The 24,689-nt window shown below is 73.0% G+C and carries 24 protein-coding genes; 11 read left to right on the top strand and 13 right to left on the bottom strand.

Features of this window, described 5'->3' with window-relative positions:
* The first annotated feature begins 5 nt into the window (after positions 1-5).
* The 3 genes from OTB20_RS00235 (at position 6) to OTB20_RS00225 (ending at position 2,874) form a co-directional block, all read left to right on the top strand.
* A complete protein-coding gene (locus OTB20_RS00235; RefSeq protein WP_267814362.1) occupies positions 6-1,454 on the top strand; it encodes a DUF2252 domain-containing protein in 1,449 nt (482 codons plus the stop codon).
* 255 nt (positions 1,455-1,709) lie between these two features.
* Positions 1,710-2,468: a J domain-containing protein gene (locus OTB20_RS00230; protein ID WP_267814685.1), complete on the top strand. Its 759-nt coding sequence runs from the start codon at positions 1,710-1,712 to the stop codon at positions 2,466-2,468.
* A gap of 61 nt (positions 2,469-2,529) precedes the next feature.
* On the top strand, positions 2,530-2,874 hold the full coding sequence (locus tag OTB20_RS00225) for a rhodanese-like domain-containing protein (protein ID WP_267753146.1): 345 nt from the start codon (positions 2,530-2,532) through the stop codon (positions 2,872-2,874).
* A gap of 62 nt (positions 2,875-2,936) precedes the next feature.
* Here OTB20_RS00225 and OTB20_RS00220 read toward each other — a convergent pair whose 3' ends face one another.
* The 6 genes from OTB20_RS00220 to paaA all read right to left on the bottom strand — a co-directional run bounded on the left by OTB20_RS00220 (position 2,937) and on the right by paaA (position 7,956).
* On the bottom strand, positions 2,937-4,079 hold the full coding sequence (locus tag OTB20_RS00220; RefSeq protein ID WP_267814359.1) for an acyl-CoA dehydrogenase family protein: 1,143 nt from the start codon (positions 4,077-4,079) through the stop codon (positions 2,937-2,939).
* Positions 4,080-4,200: 121 nt separating this feature from the next.
* Complete coding sequence (locus OTB20_RS00215; RefSeq protein WP_267814358.1) at positions 4,201-5,376, bottom strand: 2Fe-2S iron-sulfur cluster-binding protein; 1,176 nt, start codon at positions 5,374-5,376, stop codon at positions 4,201-4,203.
* Positions 5,377-5,883: a 1,2-phenylacetyl-CoA epoxidase subunit PaaD gene (paaD, locus tag OTB20_RS00210; RefSeq protein ID WP_267814683.1), complete on the bottom strand. Its 507-nt coding sequence runs from the start codon at positions 5,881-5,883 to the stop codon at positions 5,377-5,379.
* On the bottom strand, positions 5,874-6,617 hold the full coding sequence (paaC, locus tag OTB20_RS00205) for a 1,2-phenylacetyl-CoA epoxidase subunit PaaC (RefSeq protein WP_267814357.1): 744 nt from the start codon (positions 6,615-6,617) through the stop codon (positions 5,874-5,876). The genes paaD and paaC overlap by 10 nt, the downstream gene beginning before the upstream one ends.
* The gene (gene paaB, locus OTB20_RS00200; RefSeq protein WP_030153111.1) at positions 6,614-6,898 is read right to left on the bottom strand and encodes a 1,2-phenylacetyl-CoA epoxidase subunit PaaB; all 285 of its coding nucleotides are present in this window, start codon (positions 6,896-6,898) and stop codon (positions 6,614-6,616) included. Before paaB ends, paaC begins: the two co-directional genes overlap by 4 nt.
* Positions 6,895-7,956, bottom strand: coding sequence for a 1,2-phenylacetyl-CoA epoxidase subunit PaaA (paaA, locus tag OTB20_RS00195; protein WP_267814356.1), 1,062 nt, complete (start codon positions 7,954-7,956; stop codon positions 6,895-6,897). Before paaA ends, paaB begins: the two co-directional genes overlap by 4 nt.
* A gap of 144 nt (positions 7,957-8,100) precedes the next feature.
* On the opposite strand from paaA, the gene OTB20_RS00190 reads away from it, so the two are divergent.
* From OTB20_RS00190 to OTB20_RS00180, 3 genes are all read left to right on the top strand, one after another.
* Positions 8,101-8,817 carry a DUF5819 family protein gene (locus tag OTB20_RS00190; protein WP_267814354.1) on the top strand — a complete coding sequence of 239 codons (717 nt, stop codon included), beginning with the start codon at positions 8,101-8,103 and terminating at the stop codon, positions 8,815-8,817.
* On the top strand, positions 8,754-10,043 hold the full coding sequence (locus OTB20_RS00185; RefSeq protein WP_267814352.1) for an HTTM domain-containing protein: 1,290 nt from the start codon (positions 8,754-8,756) through the stop codon (positions 10,041-10,043). Before OTB20_RS00190 ends, OTB20_RS00185 begins: the two co-directional genes overlap by 64 nt.
* A gap of 156 nt (positions 10,044-10,199) precedes the next feature.
* Positions 10,200-10,988, top strand: coding sequence for a TrmH family RNA methyltransferase (locus OTB20_RS00180; RefSeq protein WP_267814351.1), 789 nt, complete (start codon positions 10,200-10,202; stop codon positions 10,986-10,988).
* Between the two features lie 72 nt (positions 10,989-11,060).
* Here OTB20_RS00180 and paaN read toward each other — a convergent pair whose 3' ends face one another.
* Positions 11,061-12,743, bottom strand: coding sequence for a phenylacetic acid degradation protein PaaN (gene paaN, locus OTB20_RS00175; protein ID WP_267814350.1), 1,683 nt, complete (start codon positions 12,741-12,743; stop codon positions 11,061-11,063).
* A 157-nt stretch (positions 12,744-12,900) separates the two neighbouring features.
* Here paaN and OTB20_RS00170 point away from each other — a divergent pair, with 157 nt between their 5' ends.
* Complete coding sequence (locus tag OTB20_RS00170) at positions 12,901-14,460, top strand: 3-hydroxyacyl-CoA dehydrogenase (RefSeq protein WP_267814349.1); 1,560 nt, start codon at positions 12,901-12,903, stop codon at positions 14,458-14,460.
* Entirely contained in the window at positions 14,457-15,044 is a 588-nt protein-coding gene (locus OTB20_RS00165; RefSeq protein WP_267814348.1) for a TetR/AcrR family transcriptional regulator, read from the top strand. The genes OTB20_RS00170 and OTB20_RS00165 overlap by 4 nt, the downstream gene beginning before the upstream one ends.
* A gap of 45 nt (positions 15,045-15,089) precedes the next feature.
* Here OTB20_RS00165 and OTB20_RS00160 read toward each other — a convergent pair whose 3' ends face one another.
* Complete coding sequence (locus OTB20_RS00160; RefSeq protein WP_267814347.1) at positions 15,090-15,707, bottom strand: DinB family protein; 618 nt, start codon at positions 15,705-15,707, stop codon at positions 15,090-15,092.
* 119 nt (positions 15,708-15,826) lie between these two features.
* Entirely contained in the window at positions 15,827-16,462 is a 636-nt protein-coding gene (locus OTB20_RS00155; protein ID WP_420716287.1) for a winged helix-turn-helix transcriptional regulator, read from the bottom strand.
* A gap of 178 nt (positions 16,463-16,640) precedes the next feature.
* Here OTB20_RS00155 and pdhA point away from each other — a divergent pair, with 178 nt between their 5' ends.
* From pdhA to OTB20_RS00140, 3 genes are read left to right on the top strand one after another with little or no spacing between them, the layout of a single operon-like run.
* Positions 16,641-17,792, top strand: a complete 1,152-nt coding sequence (pdhA, locus tag OTB20_RS00150; RefSeq protein WP_267814344.1) for a pyruvate dehydrogenase (acetyl-transferring) E1 component subunit alpha — start codon at positions 16,641-16,643, stop codon at positions 17,790-17,792.
* Positions 17,789-18,802 carry an alpha-ketoacid dehydrogenase subunit beta gene (locus tag OTB20_RS00145; protein WP_267814342.1) on the top strand — a complete coding sequence of 338 codons (1,014 nt, stop codon included), beginning with the start codon at positions 17,789-17,791 and terminating at the stop codon, positions 18,800-18,802. Before pdhA ends, OTB20_RS00145 begins: the two co-directional genes overlap by 4 nt.
* Entirely contained in the window at positions 18,802-20,172 is a 1,371-nt protein-coding gene (locus tag OTB20_RS00140) for a dihydrolipoamide acetyltransferase family protein (RefSeq protein WP_267814341.1), read from the top strand. Before OTB20_RS00145 ends, OTB20_RS00140 begins: the two co-directional genes overlap by 1 nt.
* A gap of 65 nt (positions 20,173-20,237) precedes the next feature.
* On the opposite strand, the gene OTB20_RS00135 is transcribed toward OTB20_RS00140, so the two are convergent.
* The 4 genes from OTB20_RS00135 to OTB20_RS00120 all read right to left on the bottom strand — a co-directional run bounded on the left by OTB20_RS00135 (position 20,238) and on the right by OTB20_RS00120 (position 24,644).
* Complete coding sequence (locus OTB20_RS00135; RefSeq protein ID WP_267814340.1) at positions 20,238-21,215, bottom strand: NAD(P)H-quinone oxidoreductase; 978 nt, start codon at positions 21,213-21,215, stop codon at positions 20,238-20,240.
* Positions 21,216-21,313: 98 nt separating this feature from the next.
* A complete protein-coding gene (locus tag OTB20_RS00130; protein ID WP_267814339.1) occupies positions 21,314-22,414 on the bottom strand; it encodes a potassium channel family protein in 1,101 nt (366 codons plus the stop codon).
* Positions 22,402-23,739 carry a molybdopterin molybdotransferase MoeA gene (locus tag OTB20_RS00125; RefSeq protein WP_267814337.1) on the bottom strand — a complete coding sequence of 446 codons (1,338 nt, stop codon included), beginning with the start codon at positions 23,737-23,739 and terminating at the stop codon, positions 22,402-22,404. Before OTB20_RS00125 ends, OTB20_RS00130 begins: the two co-directional genes overlap by 13 nt.
* On the bottom strand, positions 23,736-24,644 hold the full coding sequence (locus OTB20_RS00120) for an NTP transferase domain-containing protein (protein WP_267814335.1): 909 nt from the start codon (positions 24,642-24,644) through the stop codon (positions 23,736-23,738). Before OTB20_RS00120 ends, OTB20_RS00125 begins: the two co-directional genes overlap by 4 nt.
* Positions 24,645-24,689: the final 45 nt, after the last annotated feature.

Genomic DNA, 24,689 nt, shown 5'->3' with positions numbered 1-24,689 from the left:
GGTGCATGACGGCGGTAGAGGAACAGCGCGGCGTGGAAACACGGGCGACGGGCCGGATCCCGGTGGTCGAGGGCTTCGCCCCGCGGTACGCCGCCGGGCCGACGGCGCGGGGCGCCGGTTCGCCCCGGGAGGCGGGCAAGGCGCTGCGCACGCGGGTGCCCCGGGCGGAGCACGCCCGGTTCGAGGCACCGGCGGACCGTCCGGACGCGGTACGGGCGGTGGAGGAGTCCAACGTCGGTCGGGTCGCCGAGCTGACGCCGATACGGGTCGGCCGGATGGCGGCCAACCCCTTCGCGTTCCTGCGCGGGGCGGCCGGGCTGATGGCGCACGACCTCTCCGGCGGTCCCGTGACCGGGATCGGTGCACAGATCTGCGGGGACGCCCACGCGGCCAACTTCGGCCTGTACGGGGACGTGCGCGGCCGCCTGGTCATCGACCTCAACGACTTCGACGAGACGGTCTTCGGCCCGTGGGAGTGGGACCTCAAGCGGCTGGCCACCTCGCTGGTCCTGGCCGGCCGGGTGGCCGGTGCGGACGAGGACACCTGCCGGGCGGCAGCGCTCGACGCGGCGGGTGCCTACCGGCGCACGATGCGGCTGCTGGCCAAACTGCCGGCCCTCGACGCCTGGAACGCCATCCCGGACGAGGAACTGGTCTCGCACACCGATGCCCGTGACCTGCTGGGCACGCTGGAACGGGTTTCGGAGAAGGCCCGCAACAACACCTCCGCCCGGTTCGCCGCCAAGTCCACCGAGCTCACGCCCGACGGGGGCCGGGCCTTCGTGGACGCGCTCCCCGTGCTGCGCCGGGTCGGGGACGGGGAGGCGGCGGCCGTGGCGGCCGCGCTGGGCCCGTACCTGGGGACGCTGCAGGGGGACCGGCTGCCGCTGCTGGCCCGGTACACGATCCACGACGTGGCCTTCCGGGTGGTGGGGACGGGCAGTGTCGGTACCCACTCGTACGTGGTGCTGCTGCTGGACCACAGGGGTGAGGCGCTGGTCCTCCAGGTGAAGGAGGCCCGGCCGTCGGCGCTGCTGCCGCACCTGCCCGGGCTCGGCTTCGTCTCCCCGCCGGAGGAGCACGAGGGCCGCCGGGTGGTGGCCGGGCAGAAGCGGATGCAGGTGGTCTCCGACATCCTGCTGGGCTGGACGACGGTGGAGGGGCGACCCTTCCAGGTCCGCCAGTTCCGCAACCGCAAGGGCAGCGTGGACCCGACGGCGCTGGCCGCCGAGCAGTTCGACGACTACGGGCGGATGACCGGAGCCCTGCTGGCGAGGGCGCACGCGCACAGCGCGGATCCGCGGCTGCTGGCCGGGTACTGCGGTAAGAACGACGAGCTGGACGAGGCCATCGCCGGCTTCGCCGTGGCTTATGCCGACCGGAGCGAGGCCGACCACGCGGTGCTCGTGGCGGCCGTGCGGTCGGGGCGGATCGCGGCGACGACCGGGGTCTGAGCCGCGGTCCGGACGGTCGGGGTTCGCGCCCGCGGGCGTGATGTTTCACGTGAAACCGGTGCATGTTTCACGTGAAACACCCGGCCCGGAGGGCCTTAGGCTGGCCGGGTGAGCGAGCAGAGTGTTCCCGAATCGCCCGAGCCCCAGTCCGAGCCGCCGTCTGAGCCGCAGCCCGAGGTCCAGTCCGAGCCGCAACCCGAGGTCCAGCCCGAGCCCGGTTCCGGCCCCGCTGCCGACGAGCGGCCCGAGGCGCGCCTGGAGCGCGCCGTGCGGGCGGCCGAGCAGGCGCTGATCGAGTTCGAGATCGCGGTGGAGACCTTCCGGGTGGAGGTGGAGAACTTCTCCCGCCTGCACCACCAGAAGCTCGGACCGATGTACTCGCGGCTCGACGAGCTGGACGCCCAGATCGCCGAGGCGAAGGCGGCGAGCACGGGCGACCCGGAGGACCTGCGCCGTGCGCGCGAGGCTCGCGCGATGGTGATGCCGATGCCCGGGGTGGACGAGCTGTTCCACGACTGGCTGGACTCGGACGGGCTGTCCGACGACGCCTCCGCGATGCTCACGGACCGCGCGGTGCGGCCCCCGGAGCGGGTGCGCCCGACGGAGGAGGTACGCCGCCTCTACCGCGAGCTGGTCCGCCAGGCGCATCCCGACCTCGCCCAGGACGAGGCCGAACGCGAGCGGCGCGACGCCTTCATCGCGCGGGTCAACGCGGCGTACGGGCGCGGCGAGGAGCAGCTGCTGCGCGAGCTCGCGCAGGAATGGGCGCAGGGCCCGGCGCCGGCCGCCGTGCGGCTGAGCGAGAGCGAGGAGCTGTACGAGCGGCTGGAGTGGCTCTCGCGCCGCAAGGAACTGCTGTCGGTGGTCGCCCGGGAGCTGGAGGAAGGCGCGATCGGGTCGATGCTGCGGATGGCGCCGGAGGACCCGGACCGGCTGCTGGAGGAGATCGCGGAGCAACTGCTCTCCGATGTCGCGAAGCGCGAAGCGGAACTGGCGGCGCTGCTCACTCCGTGAGCCGCGAAGAACCCGTCGGATAGGTTGGCTCACCTATCCGTGACGAGAGAAGGCGACAGCTATGAACTCCGGACCGCTTCCCTCGGTGGCCGCCTCCGCACTGCCCTCCGAGGCCTTTGTCCTCGACGTTCGCGAGAACGACGAATGGGCGGCCGGCCACGCCGAGGGCGCGCTGCACATCCCGATGAGCGAGTTCGTGGCGCGCATCGGTGAGCTGACCGAGAAGATCGAGGACGACCGCCCGGTCTACGTGATGTGCCGGGTCGGTGGACGCTCCGCCCAGGTGGCCCAGTACCTGCGGGGCCAGGACATCGAAGCCGTGAACGTGGACGGCGGCATGCAGGACTGGGAGGCCGCGGGCCGCCCGGTCGTCACCGACGCGGGCGCCCCGGGCTTCGTCGTCTGAGACGGGCTGTCTGGGACGGGCTGTCTGGGTAGGACTGCTTGAGACGGGCTGTCTGGGACGGGCTAGGCGAGGGGGTGGGCGGCCAGTAGGTCGCCCAGCGCCTCCTCGTGCGCCGCGGCCGGGCCGAGCTGGAGCTCCAGCTGCTTGGCCCAGGCGTGGTAGCGGTGCAGCGGGTAGTCGGTGTCGGCACCGAAGCCGCCGTGCAGGTGCTGTGCGGTCTGCACGACGCGCCGTACGCCCTCGGAGGCCCAGATCTTGGCCACGGCCACGTCGCCGGCGCTCGGCAGCGGTCCGCCCGCTCCGCCCGTGGAGGCGTCGAGCCGCCAGGCGGCCTGCCAGAGGGTGACCTCCATGGCGCGCAGGTCGATGAAGCGGTCGGCGGCCTGGACGGCGACGGCCTGGAAGCTGGCCACCGGGAAGCCGAACTGCTCGCGCTTGCTGGTGTACTCGCTGGTCATCGTGAGCACGTTCTCGCCGAGACCGAGCGCGAGCGCGCAGGTCCCGGTGGCCAGGAGCTGGCGCAGGTGGTCCCAGACGCCGGGCTCCTCGATCAGGTGCGCGGCCGGGACCCGTACCCCGTCGAGGGTGAGCTCTCCGAGCCGCTCCCCGCTGGTGGAGTACTGCTCCGCGAGGGACAGGCCCTCGGCGCCCCGGGGGACGAACGCGAGGACTGCCTCGCCCTCCCCGGTGTGGGCCGGTACGGCCGTCCAGTCGGCGCTGTGCGCCCATGCGACGGCCGTCTGGAGGCCCTCCAGAACCCAGGCGTCGCCGTCCCGCCGTGCGGTGACGGCCAGTTCGGCGGGGTCGTGGCCGCTGCGACCGTGCGCGGCGACGGTGAGGACGACGCTGCCGTGCCCGGCTCCGTCCAGCAGGGCGGCGGCCAGTTCGGGGCCGCCGTGGGCCTGGACGGTCATGGCGGTGGCGCAGTGCTCCAGCAGCGGGACCCGGGCCAGTACCCTCGCCGATTCGCGCAGGACCAGGCACAGGGCGATGACGTCGAGTCCGGAGCCGCCGTGCTCCTCGGCGAGGACCAGGCTCAGCAGGTCGGAGTCGGCGAGCTTGGCCCACAACTCGCGGTCGAACTCGTCGGCCACGGCCCTCGGGGTGAGTGCGGGGCTGGGCACGCCGTCGGGGGCCACGTCCGCGAACACGGCCTTGGCCGCCTCGACGGCGGCCTGCTGCTCCTCGGTGAAGGTGAAGTCCACTGCCTGTCCTCCCGCGTACCCGGATCGTGCTCTGCCTGACGGTGCGTCAAGATAGAACACGTTCTGGAAATTTGACAGGGGGGTGGCAGGGACGACCGCGCGGGCCGGGTCGGCGCCCGGCTCAGCGGTCGAAGTCGATCTCCACCTCCTCCGACACCGGGTGCGACTGGCAGGCCAGCACGAACCCGGCCTCGGTCTCCTGCTCCTCCAGCGCGAAATTGCGGTCCATCCGCACCTCGCCCGATACGACGAACGCCCGGCAGGTGCCGCACACCCCGCCCTTGCAGGCGTACGGGGCGTCCGCGCGGGCCCGGAGCACCGCGTCGAGCAGGGATTCGCCGTCGCGCACCGGCCAGGTGCCCGAGCGGCCGTCGAGCCGCGCCGTGACCCGGCCGCTGGTGGTGGCGGCCGCGCCCGCCGGGGCCGCGCCCGACAGGTCCGACGGGGCCGGCGTCGTGGTGTCCGCGACGTGGAAGATCTCCTCGTGCACCCGGGTCCGGACGACGCCGAGCGCGCTCAGCGCCTGCTCCGCTCCCGTCACCAGGCCGTACGGCCCGCACAGGAACCAGCCCGTCACCTCCGCGACCGGCAGCAGGGCCGGCAGCAGCTCCGTCAGCCGCTCCTCGCCGAGGCGCCCCGAGGGCAGTCCGGCCTCCTGCTCCTCCCGGGAGAGCACGGTGACGAGCTGGAACCGGTCGGGATAGCGGTTCTTGAGGTCGGCGACCTCCTCCAGGAACATCGTCGAGGCCGCGCTGCGGTCGCTGCGCACCAGGCAGAACCGGGCGTCGGGGCGGGCCGCCAGCAGGGTGGCGGCGATCGACAGCACCGGGGTGATGCCGCTGCCGCCGACGATCGCGGCGTAGTGCGCGGCGGCCGGCGCCGCCGCGGGGTCCAGGATGAACCGGCCGGCCGGGACCATCACGTCCAGGACGTCCCCGGCGGCGATCTCCTTGTGGGCGAAGGAGGAGAACTCCCCGCCCTCCACCAGCCGCACTCCGACCCGCAGCGCGGCGGGGCCGGGCGCGTCGGCGGCCGGGGCGGCGGAGCAGATCGAGTACGTACGCCGCACCTCCGGCCGGCCGGAGTCCCCGGCGGCTCCGCGGCGCAGGGTCAGGTGCTGGCCGGGGGCGTGCCGGTACTCGGCGCGCAGCTCCGGCGGGACGGCCAGGGTCAGGGCCACGGAGTCCTCGGTGAGCCGGTCGACCGCCGTCACCGTCAAGGTGTGGAACGCGCCGTGGCGCGCGGGGCGCACCGGGCTCGCGGACCCCAGCGTGGGCGACGGCGGTGACACGGCCATCTACAGCTCCTTGAAGTGGTCGAACGGTTCGCGGCAGGCGGTGCAGCGGCGCAGCGCCTTGCATGCGGTGGAGGAGAACCGGCTGAGCAGCTCGGTGTCGGTCGATCCGCAGTGGGGGCAGCGGACCGACAGGGTGAGCGGAACCGGTCCGCCGGCGGCGTGCGGCCGCGGCGGGGCGATGCCGAACTCCGCCAGTTTGCGGCGGCCTTCGGCGCTGATGTCGTCGGTGGACCAGGCGGGGGCCAGCACGGTCCGTACCCGGACGTCCGGTATGCCGTGGTCGGTCAGGACCCGCTCGATGTCGGCGGACATGGCCTCGACGGCCGGGCAGCCGGTGTAGGTGGGGGTCAGGGTGACCTCCACGTGGCCGTCCTCGTACATCCGCACCCCGCGCATCACGCCGAGCTCGGCGAGGGTGAGCACGGGCAGTTCGGGGTCGAGGACGGAGCCGGCCAGCGCGGCGAGCTCCACCTCCAGCCGGGTCTGCCCGGTGCCGGTCACCACGATGCCCCCGGGTGGCTGCGGTGCAGGTGCTGCATCTCCGCGAGGAGACGGCCGAACGACTCGGTGTGCAGTCCCTGCCGGCCGGCTCCGGCGGCCCAGGCGCCGTGGCGCGGCCCCTGGGGCAGTTCCAGTCCGGCCTGCTCCAGCACGCCGCCGACCGCGGCGAGCCAACGGACCTCCAGGGCGGCCCAGTCGACTCCGTCGTCGCCTTCGAGTCCGTCCACGGGCCGGAACATCTCCCCGGTGTACTTCCACAGCCCGTCGAGCGCGGCCCGCATCCGGGCGCGGCTCTCCTCGGTGCCGTCACCGAGCCGCAGCGTCCACTGCTCGGCGTGGTCGCGGTGGTAGGCGGTCTCCTTGACCGCCTTGGCGGCGAGCGGCCCGAACGGACCGTCTCCAAGCGCCAGTTCCCCGTAGAGCTCGTGCTGGTAGAGAGAGAAGTAGAGCTGGCGCGCGATGGTGTGGGCGAAGTCGCCGTTCGGCTGCTCGACCAGCTGGAGGTTGCGGAAGGACCGCTCCTCGCGGAGGTAGGCCAGCTCGTCCTCGTCTCCGGCCGTCGACAGCAGGACGCGGGCCTGGCCGAGCAGGTCGAGGGCGATGTTGGCGAGGGCGACCTCCTCCTCCAGGACGGGCGCGTGGCCCGCCCACTCGGCGAGGCGGTGCGAGAGGATCAGCGCGTCGTCGCCGAGGGCCAGCGCCGCCGCCACCGTGGCCGTACCCGCTTCGGTGCTGGTCACAGGTGGTTCACCCCCTCGGGGATCTCGTAGAAGGTCGGGTGCCGGTACGGCTTGTCGGCCGAAGGGGCGAAGAACGGGTCCCGCTCGTCCGGGGAGGAAGCGGTGATCTCCGTGGAGGGCACCACCCAGATGGAGATGCCCTCGCCGCGCCGGGTGTAGAGATCGCGGGCGTTGCGCAGAGCCATCTCCGCGTCGGGGGCGTGCAGGCTGCCCGCGTGCGTGTGCGAGAGGCCGCGCCGCGAGCGGACGAACACCTCCCACAGGGGCCAGTTCTGCGTCATACCCGAGCCTCGCTTCCGATTGCCGCTTCCGTTGCCGCCGCTGTCGACGCCTTCGCCGCCGTCTGCTTCTGTGCGTACGCCGCGGCCGCGTCGCGTACCCAGGCGCCTTCCTCGTGCGCCGCCCGGCGCTGCCCGATCCGGTCTTCGTTGCACGGGCCGTTGCCCTTCAGCACCTCCCAGAACTCCGTCCAGTCGATGGCTCCGAAGTCGTGGTGCCCGCGCTCCTCGTTCCACTTCAGGTCCGGGTCGGGCAGGGTCAGCCCCAGCGACTCGGCCTGCGGGACGGCGATGTCCACGAAGCGCTGGCGCAGGTCGTCGTTGGAGTGGCGCTTGATCCGCCAGGCCATCGACTGCGCCGAGTGCGCCGACTCGCCGTCCGGCGGGCCGAACATCATCAGCGAGGGCCACCACCAGCGGTCGACGGCGTCCTGCGCCATGGCGTGCTGGGCCTCGGTGCCCCGCGAGAGGGCGAGGAGCAGCTCGTACCCCTGGCGCTGGTGGAAGGACTCCTCCTTGCAGATCCGGACCATGGCCCGCGCGTACGGCCCGTAGGAGCAGCGGCAGATCGGGACCTGGTTGGTGATCGCCGCACCGTCCACGAGCCAGCCGATCGCGCCGACGTCGGCCCAGGTCAGCGTGGGGTAGTTGAAGATCGAGGAGTACTTCTGCTTCCCGGCGTGGAGCTTGTCGAGGAGCTCGTCGCGGCTGGTGCCGAGGGTCTCGGCGGCGCTGTACAGGTACAGGCCGTGGCCTGCTTCGTCCTGGACCTTCGCCATCAGGATCGCCTTGCGGCGCAGTGAGGGCGCGCGGGTGATCCAGTTCGCCTCGGGCTGCATGCCGATGATCTCGGAATGGGCGTGCTGGGCCATCTGGCGGACCAGGGAGGCGCGGTACTCGTCCGGCATCCAGTCGCGCGGCTCCACCCGCTCGTCGGCCGCCACGGCCGCGTCGAACGCCGCCGCGAGCTGAGCACCGAGGTCGGCGTTCACGCCGATCTCAGCGTCCCGCCCCGCTGCCTGCCCCGCCCCCGAGGTCACTGCCGGGGTCACTGCCACCATCACGGCCCCCTGTCAGAGGTCTCTACCGCCTCGTCCCGCCCGACCGACCGATCGTTCGGTTCGTACTCTTCAATGGTGGGACGACGGGCCGTAGGGTGTCAACCTCTGTGGTCAACCCTGTGGACACCGGATGATCGGGGCGGGATGGATTCGAACGAGCGCGAGCGCCTCGACGGAGGGGCTCCACCCCCGCCCAGGGCGCCCGGAATCGCCGGCCTGTCCACCCCGTACCGGGTCGTCACGGCCCTCGCCCTCGGAGCGGTGGCGGTAGCCGCCTGCTCGCACCTGGCCCTCGTCTTCCTGCACGTGGCCCCGTCCAACACGGTGAGCAAGCGGCATGCGCGGATGATCGACTACTGGATCTACCCCGAGCTCGAACAGAACTGGAAGCTCTTCGCCCCCAACCCGCTCCAGCAGAACATCGCCGTGGAGGTGCGCGCGGAAGTGCGGACGCACGACGGCCTGCTGGTGACGGGCAACTGGCGCGATCTGTCCGCCGAGGACGGCGCGGCCATCCGCCACAGCCTGCTGCCGAGCCACACCGAGCAGAACGAGCTCCGCCGCGCCTGGGACTTCTTCACGAACTCCCACGACGAGGACAACAAGGCCAACGGCGACCGCGGCGAACTCGCCGAGCAGTACCTCCGCCGGATCGCCCTGGACCGGCTGGACCGGCTGGACCGGCTGGACCCGCGCACGGACGCCGACACGGCCATCGGCAAGGGCCCGCACCTGGCGGAGGGCAGGATCGTACGGATCCAGCTGCGTGGGGCGACCACGGAGGTCGCCGCGCCCAAATGGTCCGACGAGAAGGCCGACACCCAGACGTACTACCGGGAGCTGCCGTGGTGGACGGTGTGAGGGGGCTCAAGGCCGCCGCCGGCCGGGCTCTCGCCCAGGTCAGCGGGCAGGCGCTGGGTCCGTACCAGAGCGCCGTGGTCCGCATCGGCTTCGCCGGCACCTGGCTGTTCTTCCTGCTGCGGGAGTTCCCCCACCGCCACGAGCTGTACGGGCCGGACGGGCCGTGGAGCTGGGAGCTGGCGCAGCGGCTGATCGACTCGAACCACGCCTTCACGGTGCTGATGTGGTCGGACTCGGCGCTCTGGTTCGAGATCGTCTACGCCGTGGCCGTGCTCTCGTCCGCCCTGCTGATGCTGGGCTGGCGCACCCGGGCGACCTCCGTGGTCTTCATGATCGGCGTGCTGTCCCTGCAGAACCGCAGCGTCTTCATGGGCGACGGCGGCGACAACGTCATCCACCTGATGGCGATCTACCTCGTACTGACCAGGTGCGCGCAGGTGTGGTCGCTGGACGCCCGCCGCGCCCGCCGCCTCGGCGCGGCCACGGCCGGGCGGGCGGGGTCGGCGCTATGGGCCGGGCTCGGCGCGCTCTTCGCGTACGGGGCCGCGACCGGGCGGTTCAGCACCAACTGGGTGGTGATCTTCGCGGCCCTGTGGGTGATCGCCGCGCTCTGGTGGACGGTCGACCGCTACGAGCCGGAGGGGGAGGGGCGGGCGGTCCTCGACGTCCTGGCCAACCTGCTGCACAACGCCGGGATGCTGGTGATCATGGCGGAGGTGTGCCTGATCTACGCGACGGCCGGGTGGTACAAGATCCAGGGTTCGCGGTGGCAGGACGGCACGGCGCTGTACTACCCGCTGGGCCTGGACTACTTCACCCCGTGGCCCGGGGTCTCCGCCCTGCTCGCGAGCAGTGGCACGCTGGTCATGCTGCTGTCCTACGGGACGGTCGCGGTCCAGGTGGCCTTCCCGTTCACGCTGTTCAACCGGCGGATCAAGAACGTGCTGCTGGCACTGATGATGCTGGAGCATGCGGGGATCGCCGTGCTGCTGGGGCTGCCGTTCTTTTCCATGGCGATGATTGCCGCTGACGCGGTGTTTCTGCCGACCGGATTTCTGGTCTGGGTCGGCGCGTGGGTCGCTGCGCGGCGGGTCGGTGGGGGGCGGGCCGTTCCGCACCCGGACCCCGATCCGGACCCGGATCCGGACCCCGATCCGGACCCGGATCCGGACCCCGATCCGGACCCGGACCCGGACCCTGCGCTCCCCAGCCCGGTCCCGCGCTGAGCCCCTGGCCCTGCGGGGGCTTGTCCCCTACCCGCCCTTCGCCCGTTCCCTGGGGCTCCGCCCCAGACCCCGCGCCTCAAACGCCGGCGGGGCTGGAGTTGGCTGGAGGTTGCCTCGTACGGCGGCGGGGTCTGTGGGGAACGTAGGGTCGGCGGTATGAGTGAGCAGCATGGGGACGCCGAGGCCACCGAACGGCAGTGGCGGGAGGCCGCGGGGCGGGAAGATCTCGTACTCCTCGACGGGTTCCACGCGCTGAAGCATGCCCTGCGCTTCGGGGCGGATGTGCGGCTGGCCGTCGCCGAGGAACCGGAGGCCGTACGGGGCCTCGCGCGCGAGCTGGCTCCGGACGTGGAGGCGGACGTGGCCCGGCTGGTGAGGCAGGCCCCGCTCAAGGGGCTGCTCGCGCGGGTGCACCCCACCGGGGTGGCGGCGCTCGCGGTCCGGCCCGACCGGGCGGAGGGGCGGGCCCGGCTCGACGCACGGCGCAGGACCGCCCCGATCGTGGTCCTCGACAACCCCCGCAACCTCGGCAACGTCGGCGCCGTCGTCCGGCTCGCCGCCGGCTTCGGCGTCACCGGCGTGGTCACCCGGGGGGACCTAGACCCCTGGCACCCCAACGTGGTCCGGGCCGGGGCGGGGCTGCACTACGCCACCACCGTCGACCGGGTGGAGCTCGGTACGCTGCCGCCCGGCCCGCTGTACGCGCTCGACCCGGAGGGCGAGGACATCCGCTCCCTCACCCTCCCGGACGATGCGCTGCTCGCCTTCGGCTCGGAACGCCACGGCATCTCACCCGAGCTGCTCGCCCGCGCCGATCACCTGGTGTCCCTGCCGATGCGTCCGCAAGTCTCCAGCTACAACCTGGCCACCAGCGTGGCGATGACCCTCTTCCACTGGGGCGGGCCCCGGCCCGACGAGTGGTCGGCGGACCGGCCTGTGGACTAGTTCACGGGCGCGGCCCGAACTCGGCCCCGCCGGTCAGACCCGCCGGCCAGAACCGCCGGCAGGCCCCGTCGGCTAGCCCTGGCGGCGGACCTCCACCACGCGGAAGCGGTTCGACACGAACGCCCCGTCGCACAGCGCCGCGTTCGCCGCCGGGTTGCCGCCGGAGCCGTGGAAGTCGGAGAAGGCCGCGGTCTGGTTCACATAGACCCCGCCCGTCAGGTTCAGCGAGAGCTGCGCCGACTCCTCCAGGCAGACCTCCTCGATGGCCCGCTCGGTGTCCGCGGACGTGGTGTACGCCCCGACCGTCATCGCGCCCTTCTCGCGGACGGTGCGCCGCAGCAGTTCGAGAGCGCCCGCCGTGGAGTCGACCGCCACCGCGAAGGAGACCGGCCCGAAGCACTCCGAGAGGTAGGGGGCGGAGTCGTCCGGCTTGGCCGAGTCCAGCTTCACCATCACCGGTGTGCGCACCACCGCGCCCGGGAAATCGGGGTTCGTCACCTCGCGCGAGGCCAGCGCGACCTCGCCGAGCCCGGCCGCGGCCTCCAGACGGGCCTTGACGTCCGGGTTGACCAGCGCGCCGAGCAGCGCGTTGGCCCGCGCGTCGTCGCCGAGCAGGCCGCCGACCGCGGCCGCGAGGTCGGCGACGACCTCGTCGTACCCCTTGTGCCCGGCGTCCGTCTCGATGCCGTCGCGCGGGATCAGCAGGTTCTGCGGGGTGGTGCACATCTGGCCGCTGTAAAGGGACAGCGAGAAGGCCAGGTTGGACAGCATCCCCTTGTAGTTGTCGGTGGAGTCCAGGACGACGGTGTTGACGCCGGCCTTCTCCGTGTAGACCTGCGCCTGGCGGGCGTTGGCCTCCAGCCACTCACCGAACTCGGTGGACCCGGTGTAGTCGATGACCTTGACCTCGGGACGGAGGGCGAGCTCCTTGGCGATGCCCTCGCCCGGCCGCTCCACGGCCAGCGCGACCAGGTTCGGGTCGAAGCCGGAGTCCGCCAGGACCTCGCGGGCCACCTGGACGGTCAGCGCCAGCGGGAGCACGGCGCGCGGGTGCGGCTTGACCAGCACCGGGTTGCCCGTGGCGAGGGAGGCGAAGATCCCCGGGTAGCCGTTCCAGGTGGGGAAGGTGTTGCAGCCGATCATCAGGGAGATGCCCCGCGGGACGGCGGTGAAGGTCTTGCCGAGCTCCAGCGGGTCCTTCTTGCCCTGTGGCTTCGACCAGTCGGCCTGCCCCGGGACACGGGTCTGCTCCTCGTACGCATAGGCCACCGCCTCCAGGCCGCGGTCCTGCGCGTGCGGGCCGCCCGCCTGGAACGCCATCATGAAGGCCTGGCCGCTGGTGTGCATGACCGCGTGCGCGAACTCGTGCGTGCGCGCCGAGATCCGGGCCAGGATCTCGATGCAGACCAGGGCGCGCGCCTCGGGACCGGCGTCCCGCCAGGCGCTCATGCCGGCCCGCATCGCGGGCAGCAGCACGTCCGCGTCCACGTGCGGGTACTCGACGCCGAGCTCCACGCCGTAGGGGGAGGTCTCGGCGCCCGTCCAGCCGTCGGTGCCGGGCTGCCCGAGGTCCAGCCGGGTGCCGCGCAGCGCCTCGAAGGCGGCGAGCCCGTCGGCAGGCGCGCTCTCCCCGTACGCCTTGGGGTGCTCGGGGTGCGGGGACCAGTAGGCGCGGCTGCGGATCGTGGCCAGTGCCTGGTCCAGGGTGGGCCGGTGCTTGGCGGACAGCTGGGGGACGGTGAGCTCGGCGGCCATCAGGGACCAACTCCTCGTTGAGCCGGGCGGGATCAGGCGATCGGGTCGGGCAAGAAGGGATGAAGAAGAGCAGACTGGAGCTAGAGTAACCGAACGATCGGTCGGGACAAGAGGGCCCGGCAGACCTGTGGATAAGTCGGTGCGGGAGGATCGGGTCATGACAGCAATCGAGCGGTCCCGCACAGTGGCGGTCGTCGGCGCCGGCACCATGGGTCAGGGCATCGCCCAGGTCGCGCTTCTCGCAGGTCACCGCGTGCTGATCTACGACATCGCCGCCGCGCTCGCCGCCGACGCGGTCGGTTTCGTGCAGGACCGGGTCGAGCGGATGGCCGCAAAGGGCAGGCTGGATCGAACCGAGGCCGAGGACGCGATCGGCCGGATCGGTTCGGCGGCCAAACTGTCGGAGCTGGCCGGCGCCGCCCTCGTCGTGGAGGCGGTCGTCGAGGACGCCACCGTCAAGCGGGCGCTCTTCGCGGCACTGGAAGAGGTGGTTTCGCCGGACGCGCTGCTGGCCACCAACACCTCCTCCCTCTCCGTCACCGAGCTCGCCGCGGGCCTCGTGCACCCGGGCCGCTTCCTGGGCCTGCACTTCTTCAATCCGGCCCCGCTGCTCCCGCTGGTCGAGGTGGTCTCCGGTTTCGCGACCGACCCGGCCGCCGCCGACATCGCGTACGGCACCCTGCTCGGCTGGGGGAAGACGCCGGTGCGCTGCGCCGACACCCCGGGCTTCATCGTCAACCGGATCGCCCGCCCCTTCTACGCCGAGGCCTTCGCGGTGTACGAGGAGCAGGGCGCCGATCCGGCCACCATCGACGCCGTGCTCCGCGAGAGCGGCGGCTTCAAGATGGGCCCCTTCGCGCTGACCGACCTGATCGGCCACGACGTCAACGAGGCCGTCACCCGCTCCGTGTGGGAGTCCTTCTTCCGCAGCCCCAAGTTCACCCCGTCCCTCGCCCAGCGCCGCCTGGTCCAGTCGGGCCGCCTCGGCCGAAAGTCGGGCCACGGCTGGTACCCGTACGGCCCGGACGCGAAGGCCCCGGCCCCGCACACCGCGGGCCCGCAGGACGCGCCCGCGAAGGTGACCGTCGTCGGTGACCTCGGGCCGGCCGCGGACCTCGTCGACCTGCTGGAGGAGGCCGGGATCGAGGTCGCGGCCGTCGCGCACGGGGGCCCGTACATCCAGCTCCCCGGCGAGGGCCAGCTCGTGCTCGCCGACGGCAAGACCTCGATCGAGTTCGCCGACGTCGTCTACTTCGACCTCGCCTACGACTACCGCGGCGCCACCCGGATCGCACTCTCCGCCAGTGAGGACACCAGCGAGCAGACGCTCGCCGAGGCCGTCGGACTGTTCCAGAAGCTCGGCAAGAAGGTCTCCGTCATCGGCGACGTCCCCGGCATGATCGTCGCCCGGACGGTCGCGATGCTGATCGACCTCACCGCCAACGCCGTTGCCCGCGGGGTGGCCGGCGCCGAGGACATCGACACGGCCATGCGGCTCGGCGCCAACTACCCGGCGGGCCCCGCCGAATGGCACGACCGGCTCGGCCGCGACTGGGCGTACGACCTGCTGCACCACCTCGACGAGCGCTGCCCGGGCGGCCGGTACGCGCCTTCGCTGGCCCTGTACAAGCTGGGCTACGCGGCGGGGGACGAGGACGGCGGCGCGGACGACGACGTGGACGACGAGGCGGACCACGAGCCGGGGGAGACGGAATGACCACGGCCAAGCGGGACACGTACACGCCCGAGACGCTCCTGTCCGTAGCCGTCCAGGTCTTCAACGAGCGCGGCTACGACGGCACCTCGATGGAGCACCTCTCCAAGGCGGCCGGCATCTCGAAGTCCTCGATCTACCACCACGTCGCCGGCAAGGAGGAACTGCTCCAGCGCGCCGTCAGCCGGGCACTGGACGAGCTCTTCGCGGTCCTGGGAGAGACGGGGGCGATACGGGGCCGCGCGGTCGAACGCGTCGAGTACGTCACGCGCCGCACGGTCGAGGTCCTCGTCGCGGAACTCCCCTACGTGACCCTGCTGCTGCGCGTCCGGGGCAACACCCGCACCGAGCGCTGGGCCCTGGAGCGCCGCCGCGAGTTCGACCAGCAGGTCGCGGAGCTGCTGAAGGCCGCCGCCGCAGAGGGCGACCTGCGGGCGGACGTCGACATCCGGCTCGCCACCCGGCTGCTCTTCGGCATGGTCAACTCCCTGGTCGAGTGGTACCGCCCGCACCCGGGCACCACCTCCGACCAGCTGGCGGACGCGGTGGTCAGCATGGCCCTGGACGGCCTGCGCACGCAGCGCTGAGGGCCGCGGTGCGCCCCCGGCCGGCGGGTTGCGCGGCTCGGCGCCTCAGCGCGGTCGCGCGCGGTAGAGGTCGCGGAGCAGCGCGATCTCGGCCCCGTGGTGCAGCAGTTCCTGGTTGACCCACCACACGACGTCGACGAAGACGTCCTCCGGATCGCTGCCGTGGGGGTAGCTGGAGTACCCGACGGTGTCCAGCGCGGTGTCGTCGGCGCCCAGCAGGGCCGCGTGCCAGGCCCCGGCGGCCGCGTCGAAGGCGGCGACCGCCTCCGCGGCGCTCCCCGGGACCGGGTGGACCTCGCGGGTCAGCGTGCGGCTTCCCGCCACGTGGTCGGCGCGCAGGGCGATCATCTCGCCGAGGTGGCTGAGCCGCCACGCGATCGTGGTGACCGGCGGCGGCCAGGGGTGCGGGTGGGCCGCGGCGTCGCGCCCCCAGGGGCCCGCACCGGCCAGCAGGGTCGCGCGCGGCCCCGGTCCGGCCGCGCGTTCGCGCACGGACCAGCAGTCCGCCACGGGCTCCCAGAAGTACTCCGCGTCGGTCATCGGGCCGACCTCGGTGTCGGATCCGTCGCCGCTGTCCATGACGGGACCCGTCAAGCGGGCGGTGAGGCGCTCGCGCGCGAAGTCGAACTGCTCGAGCAGGGGGAGCAGGCGGGGTGGGATCACGGGGGCTCTCCGGTGGCGGTCGGCTCGTTCCGCGACGCGGGGACGTCGCGGTGGCCTGCCAGGCTGCCACGGTCCCGCCGCCAGGCCGTCTCTTTCGGATCTTGCCCGGGGGCGGGGCTTCAGTCCTCGGTGATCGTCGGACCGGCGGCCGGGTCGCGGGCCAGGAGATCCGTTTCCTCGAAGACCAGCAGGGTGCGTGTGGAGAGGACCTCGGGGATGGACTGGAGGCGGGTCAGGACGAGTTCGCGCAGGGTGCGGTTGTCCGGGGTGTGGACCAGCAGCAGGACGTCGAAATCGCCGCTGACCAGCGCGATGTGGGCCGCGCCGGGGAGCTCGCGGAGCTGTTCGCGGACCGTGCGCCAGGAGTTCTGGACGATCTTCAGGGTGATGTAGGCGGAGGCGCCCTGGCCGGCCCGTTCGTGGTTGACGCGGGCGGTGAACCCCCGGATCACCCCGTCGTCGATGAGCCGGTTGATCCGGGCGTAGGCATTGGCCCGGGAGACGTGGACCTGCTCGGCGACGGAGCGTATCGAGGCGCGGCCGTCCGCCTGGAGGAGGCGCACGATCGACCGGTCGATCGGGTCCAAGGGGCGGGGCGGGAGCTGTGGGGCCTGTGGGGTGCCGGGTGCGCCCGCCGGTGGCCCCGTCGGGGAAGCCGCCCCCGGGCCCGTCGGGGAGCCCGCCCCCGGGCCCGTCGGGGAGCCCGCCCCCGGGCCCGTCGCGGAACCCGCTCCGGCCATTTGTTCATCCGCCATCGCCCGATGCCTGCCTCTCCTGGACGTCCTGCACCCATACCAGGGCGTCGGCGCCACTTTGTCCACAGCCTGGAGCCGCCTGTAGCCAAATTGCCCGGACAACCGAACAATCGGTAGGTGAGGCGCCTCACACCCGGGGTCCTCCCCGCCCGCTTCCCACGAGGAGGTGTACGCCGCCATGACGGTCCAAGAGCTGCCCGGTGCCGGTGCGTCCCACCGCTCCACCCCGCCGCCCGCCTGGAGGCCCCGCACGGATGCCGCCCCGCTGCTCCCGGACCCCGAGCCGTACCGGGTGCTGGGCACCCCGGCCGCCGACCGGCTCGACCCCGAGCTGATGCGCCGGTGCTATGCCGAGCTGGTGCGCGGCCGCCGCTACAACGCCCAGGCCACCGCCCTCACCCGGCAGGGCCGTCTGGCGGTATATCCCTCCACCGTGGGACAGGAGGCGTGCGAGATCGCCGCCGCCCTGGTCCTGGAGGAGCGGGACTGGCTCTTCCCGAGCTACCGCGACACCCTCGCGGCCGTGGCACGCGGACTGGACCCCGTAGAGGCGCTGACGCTGCTGCGCGGCGACTGGCACACCGGGTACGACCCGCGAGAGCGGCGGATAGCCCCCCTCTCGACCCCCCTCGCCACCCAGCTGCCGCACGCGGTCGGTCTGGCGCACGCCGCCCGGCTGCGCGGTGACGACGTGGTGGCCCTCGCCATGGTCGGCGACGGCGGCACCAGCGAGGGCGATTTCCACGAGGCCATGAACTTCGCCGCCGTCTGGGAGGCCCCGGTCGTCTTCCTCGTGCAGAACAACGGCTTCGCGATATCCGTCCCGCTCGCCAAGCAGACCGCCGCCCCGACCCTGGCCCACAAGGCCGTGGGGTACGGGATGCCGGGCCGCCTCGTCGACGGCAACGACATCGCCGCCATGCACGAGGTGCTGTCCGAGGCCGTCCGGCGGGCCCGGTCCGGCGGCGGCCCGACCATGATCGAGGCCGTCACGTACCGCATCGAGGCCCACACCAACGCCGACGACGCCACCCGCTACCGGGGCGACGCCGAGGTCGAGGCCTGGAAGGCGCACGACCCGGTCGAGCTGCTGGAACGCGAGCTGACCTCGCGCGGGCTGCTGGACGAGGCGGGCATCCAGGCCGCCAAGGACGCGGCCGAGGCGATGGCTGCGGCGCTCCGCGACGGGATGAACGCACAGCCCGTGCTCGACCCGATGGACCTCTTCGAAAACGTCTACGCGCAGCAGACCGGCCGGCTGCGCGAACAGGCGGCCATGCTCCGTGCCGAGCTGGACGCGGCCGAGCAGGAAGAGGGAGATCCGTCATGACCACGGTGGCGGCGAAGCCGGCGACCACGAAGCCGGCGACCATGGCGCAGGCCCTGAACCGGGCGATGCGCGACGCGATGGCCGAGGACCCGACCGTCCACGTCATGGGCGAGGACGTGGGCGCCCTCGGCGGGGTCTTCCGCATCACGGACGGACTCGCGAAGGAGTTCGGCGAGGACCGCTGTACGGACACCCCGCTGGCGGAGGCCGGCATCCTCGGCGCGGCCGTCGGCATGGCCATGTACGGGCTGCGGCCGGTCGTGGAGATGCAGTTCGACGCGTTCGCGTACCCCGCCTTCGAGCAGCTGATCTCGCACGTGGCGAAGATGCGCAACCGCACGCGGGGCGCGATGCCGCTGCCCATCACGATCCGGGTGCCGTACGGCGGCGGGATCGGCGGTGTGGAACACCACAGCGACTCCTCCGAGGCGTATTACGTGGCCACGCCCGGGCTCACGGTCGTGACCCCGGCGACGGTCGAGGACGCGTACGGACTGCTGCGCGCGTCGATAGCCAGCGACGACCCGGTGGTCTTCCTGGAGCCGAAGCGGCTGTACTGGTCCAAGGCCGAATGGTCGCCGGAGGCGCCCGCGGAGGTACCCGGCATCGGCAAGGCCCTCGTCCGGCGGACCGGCACGAGCGCGACGCTGATCACCTACGGGCCCTCCCTGCCGGTGTGCATGGAGGCGGCCGAGGCGGCGCGCGAGGAGGGCTGGGACCTCGAGGTCGTGGACCTGCGCTCGCTGGTCCCCTTCGACGAGGAGACCGTCGTGGCCTCCGTACGCCGGACCGGACGCGCGGTGGTGGTCCACGAGTCGGGCGGCTTCGGCGGCCCCGGCGCGGAGATCGCCGCCCGGGTCACGGAGCGGTGCTTCCACCACCTGGAGGCGCCGGTGCTGCGCGTGACCGGCTTCGACATCCCCTACCCGCCGCCGATGCTGGAGAAGCACCACCTGCCCGGCGTGGACCGGATCCTGGACACCGTGGCCCGTCTGCAGTGGGAGAACTGATGCCGCAGGTCATGGAGTTCAAGCTGCCGGACCTGGGGGAAGGGCTGACCGAGGCGGAGATCGTCCGCTGGCTGGTGGCGGTCGGCGACGTCGTCGCCATCGACCAGCCGGTCGTCGAGGTCGAGACGGCCAAGGCGATGGTCGAGGTGCCCTGTCCCTACGGGGGCGTGGTCACCGCCCGCTTCGGCGAGGAGGGGACGGAACTGCCCGTCGGCGCACCGCTCATCACCGTGGCGGTGGGGGCGGCCACCGAGGCGTCCGACGAGCCCGCGCAGGCTCCGTCGTCCGATTCCGGATCGGGCAACGTCCTGGTCGGATACGGCACGGACCATTCACGTCCGGCACGTCGGAGGCGGGTGCGACCCGGCTCCGCCGTGCCGGAAGGTACTCACACGGGTGCGGCCGCCGCGCCGGCCGGCTCCGTGGCTCCGGCCGCCGCCCGGACCGCCGTTCGGCCCGCGGCCCAGGCGCCTGCCCCCGTGCAGGGCTCCGGCCCCGTGCCGGTCATCTCGCCGCTGGTGCGCAAGCTGGCCCGGGATCACGGCGTGGACCTGCGCGCCCTGCACGGATCGGGCCCCGAGGGCCTGATTCTGCGCTCGGACGTCGAGGCCGCGCTGCGCGCCCCGGCGCAGCCGGCAGCCGGATCCGCCGCCACGGCCGCCGCCGTCACCGCCCAGCAGGGCGCCACGCGGATCCCCCTCAAGGGGGTGCGCGGGGCGGTCGCGGACAAGCTGTCGCGCAGTCGGCGCGAGATACCTGACGCCACCTGCTGGGTCGACGCCGACGCCACCGAACTGATGGCGACCCGGGCGGCGATGAATGCCGCGGGCGGGCCCAAGATCTCGGTGCTCGCGCTGCTCGCCCGAATCTGCACGGCGGCACTGGCCAGCCACCCGGAGCTCAACTCCACGGTGGACCTGGCGGCGAACGAGATTGTCCGGCTACCCGCCGTGCACCTCGGCTTCGCCGCGCAGACGGAGCGGGGTCTGATGGTCCCGGTGGTCCGGGACGCGCAGTCGCGCAGCGCCGAATCGCTGTCGGCCGAGTTCGCCCGGCTCACCGAGCTGGCCCGGGCGGGGAAGCTCGCCCCGGCCGACCTCACCGGCGGCACCTTCACTCTGAACAACTACGGGGTGTTCGGGGTCGACGGCTCCACGCCGATCATCAACCACCCCGAGGCGGCGATGCTCGGAGTGGGCCGGATCATCCCGAAGCCGTGGGTGCACGGGGGCGAGCTGGCGGTCCGCCAGGTCGTGCAGCTGTCCCTGACCTTCGACCACCGGGTGTGTGACGGCGGCACGGCGGGCGGCTTCCTGCGGTACGTCGCCGACTGTGTCGAGTCCCCGGCCGTGCTGCTGCGCGGCCTGTAGCCCGGGACCCCGGCGGGGCTGGAATCAGCCCCGCCGGAGCTCCGGGTCCGGAGCGCGGCCGTTGCTCAGGTGGTCAGCAGCAGCTTGCCCACGTGCGCGCTCGACTCCAGGACGCGGTGCGCCTCGGCCGCCTCCGCCATGGGGTAGGTGGCGTGCACCACCGGGTGGATCCGGCCCGCCGCGACCAGGGGCCACACGTGCTCCCGTACGGCCGCGACGATCGCCGCCTTCTCGTCCAGGGGCCGCGCCCGGAGCGTGGTGGCGGTGATCGCCGCCCGCTTCGCCAGCAGGGTGGCCAGGTTGAGTTCGGCCTTGACCCCGCCCTGCAGCCCGATGATCGCGAGGCGGCCGTTCACGGCCAGCGCGTCCACGTTCCGCGTCAGGTACTTCCCGCCCATGATGTCCAGGATCACGTCCGCCCCGGCGCCGCCCGTGGCCGCCCGGATCTCCTCCACGAAGTCCTGCTCGCGGTAGTCGATCAGGATGTCCGCACCCAGCTCCGCGCAGCGTGCCAGCTTCTCCTTGCCGCCCGCCGTGACCGCGACCCGCGCGCCCACGGCCTTGGCGAGCTGGATCGCCATCGTCCCGATGCCGCTCGATCCGCCGTGCACCAGCAGGGTCTCGCCGGGGCGCAGTCCGGCCACCATGAACACGTTCGACCAGACCGTGGAGACGACCTCCGGCAGGGCCGCGGCCGTCACCAGGTCCACGCCCGCCGGTACCGGCAGCAGTTGGCCCGCCGGTACGGCCACCCGCTCCGCGTACCCGCCGCCGGCCAGCAGCGCGCACACCTCGTCGCCGACCGACCAGCCGGACACCCTGGGCCCGATCGCGGAGATCCGCCCTGAGCACTCCAGGCCGGGATGGGGGGAGGCGCCGGGCGGAGGGTTGTAGAAGCCCTGCCGCTGCAGGACGTCGGCGCGGTTCACGGCGCTCGCCGCCACTTCGACGACGACCTCGCCGTCTCCGGCCACCGGATCGGGTGCTTCGGCCCACACCAGGGTCTCGGGGCCGCCGGGCTGTTCGATGGTGATCGCATGCATGGCCGGAGGCTACCGCTCCGACCATCGGCCGGCCACAGCACCAGTTCTGTGGCAGGCGGGGTTCACCGGGTCACGACGGACCATCGCGGCCACGACAACTAGTCGGCCGGGCCCAGCACCACCTGCGGGCCGGTCGGCGGGGCCGCACGGACGATGCTGATCACACGGTCCGTCAGCTGGAGGGGGCTCGCGTGCGGATCGTCGTACGGGAGCAGCCGGTGGCCGCGCAGGACGCTGACGACGAGGTCGCCGGTGTCCCGGACCGATTTGCCGACCTCCGCCTTGGTGATCGGACGCTCGATCAGATCGAGCCCGCTGCCCTGCTGGATGAGGTCCTCCATCACCGTGCCCGCGCTCGGGCTGAGCACGGACAGCCCGAGCAGCCGGCCGGCCGCGCTGGCGCTGGTGATGACCGCGTCGGCGCCCGACTGGCGCAGCAGCGGCGCGTTCTCCTCTTCCCGGACGGCCGCCACGATCTTCGCGACGCGGTTGAGCTGGCGGGCCGTCAGGGTGACCAGGACCGCCGTATCGTCGCGCTGGGTGGCGATGACGATCTGACGGGCCTTGTGGGTCTCGGCCCGCAGCAGGACATCGGATCGGGTGGCATCGCCGACGACCCCGGTGAACCCCTCCGCGTTGGCGATGTCGATCACCTTGGCGCTGGGGTCGACGATGACGACCTGCTCCTTGCTGAGGCCGGTGGCCAGCAGCGTCTGGAGGGCGGAGCGGCCCTTCGTGCCGAAGCCGACGACGACCGTGTGGTCACGCAAGTTATTCCTCCAGCGGCTGAGCCGCCACTCTTCCCTGGTCCGCTCGGTGAGGACTTCCAGGGTGGTGCCGACCAGGATGATCAGGAACAGCACGCGCAGCGGGGTGATCAGCAGGACGTTCATCAGCCGCGCGCTGTTGCTGTACGGGACGATGTCGCCGTAGCCGGTCGTCGACAGTGTGACGGTGGCGTAGTAGACGCAGTCGAGGAAGTCGACCTTGTTGTTGGCGTTGTCGTGATAGCCGTCGCGGTCGATCCACACGATCAGGACCGTCAGGGACATCACGAACAGTGCCATCAGCAGTCGCCGGGTGACCTGCCGGAGCGGTTTTTCGACGACGCGCTTGGGCAGTTTGATGCGGCGCGAGACGAGCTTCTCGTCGGCGCCGCGTGCCATCGCATCGGATCCGTGAAGTTTCACGTGAAACATCCCCCTGAGGCCCATGGGAGATCGAGGATCTCCAGCTCTTGCCCGGACCTGGCCCCGTGCGGGGGTACGACGGCGAGCGCGTCCGCGGCGGCCACCCCGCGCAGCATCGCCGGTCCGTTGTAGCGCAGCGGTACGGCGTGATCCTCGGTCAGCAGGACCGGTACGAGCCGGGTGTCGTGCGGGTGGCCCGGTACGTCGCCCTCCACGGGCACCACGTACCGGGGCCGCGGGCGCCGGCCGGCGAGGGCGCGCAGCAGCGGCTCGGCAAGGGTGAGCAGTCCGGAGACGGCGGCCAGCGGATTGCCGGGCAGGCCCACCAGGTGGCGGACCGGGCCCTGGCCGGGTGCTCCGCCGAGGCGGGCCAGCAGCATCGGGTGCCCGGGGCGTACGGAGACCCCGTCGACGAGCAGTTCCGCGCCGGCCTCGGCCAGTACGGGGTGTACGTGGTCCACGGGGCCGGAGGCGGTACCGCCGGTGGTGACGACCACGTCGGCGGACGAGCCGGTGACGGCCGCCAGCAGTGCTGCGACGCCCGCCGGGTCGTCGCCGAGCCTGCGGACGGCGATCACCTCGGCGCCGAGCCGGGTCAGCCAGGGGCCCAGCATGGGGCTCAGCGCGTCGCGGATGAGGCCGTCGTGCGGGGGCCCCTCGGTGAGCAGTTCGTCGCCGAGCACCAGGATTTCCACGCGCGGCCGGGGCCGGGTGGTGAGCTCGTCGTACCCGGCGGCCGCGGCGAGGCCGAGGACGGCCGGGGTCACAAGGGAGCCGGCCGGCAGCAACAGGTCGCCGGAGCGGCACTCCTGGCCGCGCGGGCGGATGTCCTGGCCGGTGGCGACGGGCCGGTCGGCGTACAGCAGGGTGCCGGCCTCGCGGGAATGCTCGCTGCGGATCACGGCGGTGGTGTCCGCGGGGATCCGGGCACCCGTGGCGATCCGCAGGGCCTCGCCGTCCGCGAGGGGAGCGGGGCGTTCGCTCCCGGCCAGTGCGCTCTCGCCGGGGCGGATGGTCCAGGGGCCGGGCCCGGCCACGGCCCAGCCGTCCATCGCGGAGGTGTCGAAGGACGGCAGGTCGCCCAGGGCGTCGAGGGACGCGGCCAGCACCTCGCCGAGGGCGGCCGGCAGGGGCACCCGGTGGGTGCGGCCGCGGACGGCCGAACCGGCGCGGGTGGCGCTCTCCCGGGCCCGGAGCCACGTCGCGGCGAGGTGGCCGCCGTCGGCGGCGGGACCACGGGGGTCGCGGCTGACCAGCGCGAGGGCCTGGTCCAGGGCGCGGTCGGCGTCGGAGTCGGTGCCGGTTCCGGTGCCGGCTCCGGGGTCGGCGGTCATCCGGAGCCGGTCGCTTCGGGGCCGGTGGCCTCGGGGCCGGCGCCTTCCGCGGCCTCGCCTTCCGCGGCCCAGCGCAGGGCCAGTTCGGCGGCCTTGCGCGAGGCCTCGGCCACGGCCTGCGCGGGGTCGGCGCCGGTGGCTTCGGCATGGGCCGCCGCGTAGCCGACGAGGAAGGTCGTCAGCGGGGCGGCGGGCCGGGCGACGCCGTGCGCGGCGTCACGGGCGAGGTCGAGCAGGGTCTTGGTGTCGACGGCGACGTCGATGCCCAGCTCGTTCTTGACGGCGGTGATCCATTGGTCCAGCACGGTTCCATGCTCTCTGATTCGGGCTCGGGCGGCGGCGAGATCATCCCAGGTGTCGCAGTCGAAGGAGGCGAGTGGCGCAGCTGCGGTGACCGGGGTGAGGTCGAGTTCGGTGGTGAGGGCGCGCAGGGGGAGACCGGCCGGCGAGCCGTGTTCGGCGGCCAGCAGGGCGATTTCCCTGCGCAGGGGCTCGGCGCGGTACGCGGCGACCAGGGGCTGGTCGCGGCCGCCCGGGTCCCGGAGCAGGGCTCCGTCGCGGGCGTCGTGTCCGGGCGCGTCGAGGGCCTGGAGCAGGGAGTGGACGGTTTCCCGGTCCAGGAACGGCAGATCGGCGGAGAGTACGAGGACCAGCGGGGCGGTGGTGTGCCGGAGCCCGGCGTCCAGCGCGGCGAGGGGGCCGCCGCCGGGCGGGTCCTCCCGGGTCCAGTGCACGGGCCGGGCCGTTTGCCTGCGGCTGCCTACGACGACGGTGGTGCGGGCGTCCGCGCAGGCGTCCAGGACGCGGTCGAGGAGTCGGCGGCCGCCGACCAGGAGGCCGGGTTTGTCGGCTCCGTCGAGTCGCCGTGCGGCGCCGCCGGCCAGGACGATGGCGTCGTAGGTCATGACCCGAGTATGCGGGGGGTCGTGGACGGATGGGCTTCGCCGTTT

The organism is Streptomyces sp. H27-H1 (assembly GCF_026627445.1).
Taxonomy (GTDB): Bacteria; Actinomycetota; Actinomycetes; order Streptomycetales; family Streptomycetaceae; genus Streptomyces.
This window is presented reverse-complemented; position numbering and strand designations above follow the sequence as displayed.

What these genes read in the sequence shown, in the direction of transcription:
- OTB20_RS00180 (WP_267814351.1), top strand. Translation starts at nt 10,200, where the DNA reads ATGAGTGAGCAGCATGGGGACGCCGAGGCCACCGAACGGCAGTGGCGG.
- OTB20_RS00120 (WP_267814335.1), bottom strand. Translation starts at nt 24,644, where the DNA reads ATGACCTACGACGCCATCGTCCTGGCCGGCGGCGCCGCACGGCGACTC.
- OTB20_RS00190 (WP_267814354.1), top strand. Translation starts at nt 8,101, where the DNA reads ATGGATTCGAACGAGCGCGAGCGCCTCGACGGAGGGGCTCCACCCCCG.
- OTB20_RS00140 (WP_267814341.1), top strand. Translation starts at nt 18,802, where the DNA reads ATGCCGCAGGTCATGGAGTTCAAGCTGCCGGACCTGGGGGAAGGGCTG.
- OTB20_RS00130 (WP_267814339.1), bottom strand. Translation starts at nt 22,414, where the DNA reads ATGTTTCACGTGAAACTTCACGGATCCGATGCGATGGCACGCGGCGCC.
- OTB20_RS00225 (WP_267753146.1), top strand. Translation starts at nt 2,530, where the DNA reads ATGAACTCCGGACCGCTTCCCTCGGTGGCCGCCTCCGCACTGCCCTCC.
- paaN (WP_267814350.1), bottom strand. Translation starts at nt 12,743, where the DNA reads ATGGCCGCCGAGCTCACCGTCCCCCAGCTGTCCGCCAAGCACCGGCCC.
- OTB20_RS00170 (WP_267814349.1), top strand. Translation starts at nt 12,901, where the DNA reads ATGACAGCAATCGAGCGGTCCCGCACAGTGGCGGTCGTCGGCGCCGGC.
- paaA (WP_267814356.1), bottom strand. Translation starts at nt 7,956, where the DNA reads ATGGTGGCAGTGACCCCGGCAGTGACCTCGGGGGCGGGGCAGGCAGCG.
- OTB20_RS00215 (WP_267814358.1), bottom strand. Translation starts at nt 5,376, where the DNA reads ATGGCCGTGTCACCGCCGTCGCCCACGCTGGGGTCCGCGAGCCCGGTG.
- pdhA (WP_267814344.1), top strand. Translation starts at nt 16,641, where the DNA reads ATGACGGTCCAAGAGCTGCCCGGTGCCGGTGCGTCCCACCGCTCCACC.
- OTB20_RS00125 (WP_267814337.1), bottom strand. Translation starts at nt 23,739, where the DNA reads ATGACCGCCGACCCCGGAGCCGGCACCGGAACCGGCACCGACTCCGAC.
- OTB20_RS00165 (WP_267814348.1), top strand. Translation starts at nt 14,457, where the DNA reads ATGACCACGGCCAAGCGGGACACGTACACGCCCGAGACGCTCCTGTCC.
- paaB (WP_030153111.1), bottom strand. Translation starts at nt 6,898, where the DNA reads ATGACGCAGAACTGGCCCCTGTGGGAGGTGTTCGTCCGCTCGCGGCGC.
- OTB20_RS00185 (WP_267814352.1), top strand. Translation starts at nt 8,754, where the DNA reads ATGGTCCGACGAGAAGGCCGACACCCAGACGTACTACCGGGAGCTGCC.
- OTB20_RS00145 (WP_267814342.1), top strand. Translation starts at nt 17,789, where the DNA reads ATGACCACGGTGGCGGCGAAGCCGGCGACCACGAAGCCGGCGACCATG.
- OTB20_RS00235 (WP_267814362.1), top strand. Translation starts at nt 6, where the DNA reads ATGACGGCGGTAGAGGAACAGCGCGGCGTGGAAACACGGGCGACGGGC.
- OTB20_RS00135 (WP_267814340.1), bottom strand. Translation starts at nt 21,215, where the DNA reads ATGCATGCGATCACCATCGAACAGCCCGGCGGCCCCGAGACCCTGGTG.
- OTB20_RS00155 (WP_420716287.1), bottom strand. Translation starts at nt 16,462, where the DNA reads ATGGCGGATGAACAAATGGCCGGAGCGGGTTCCGCGACGGGCCCGGGG.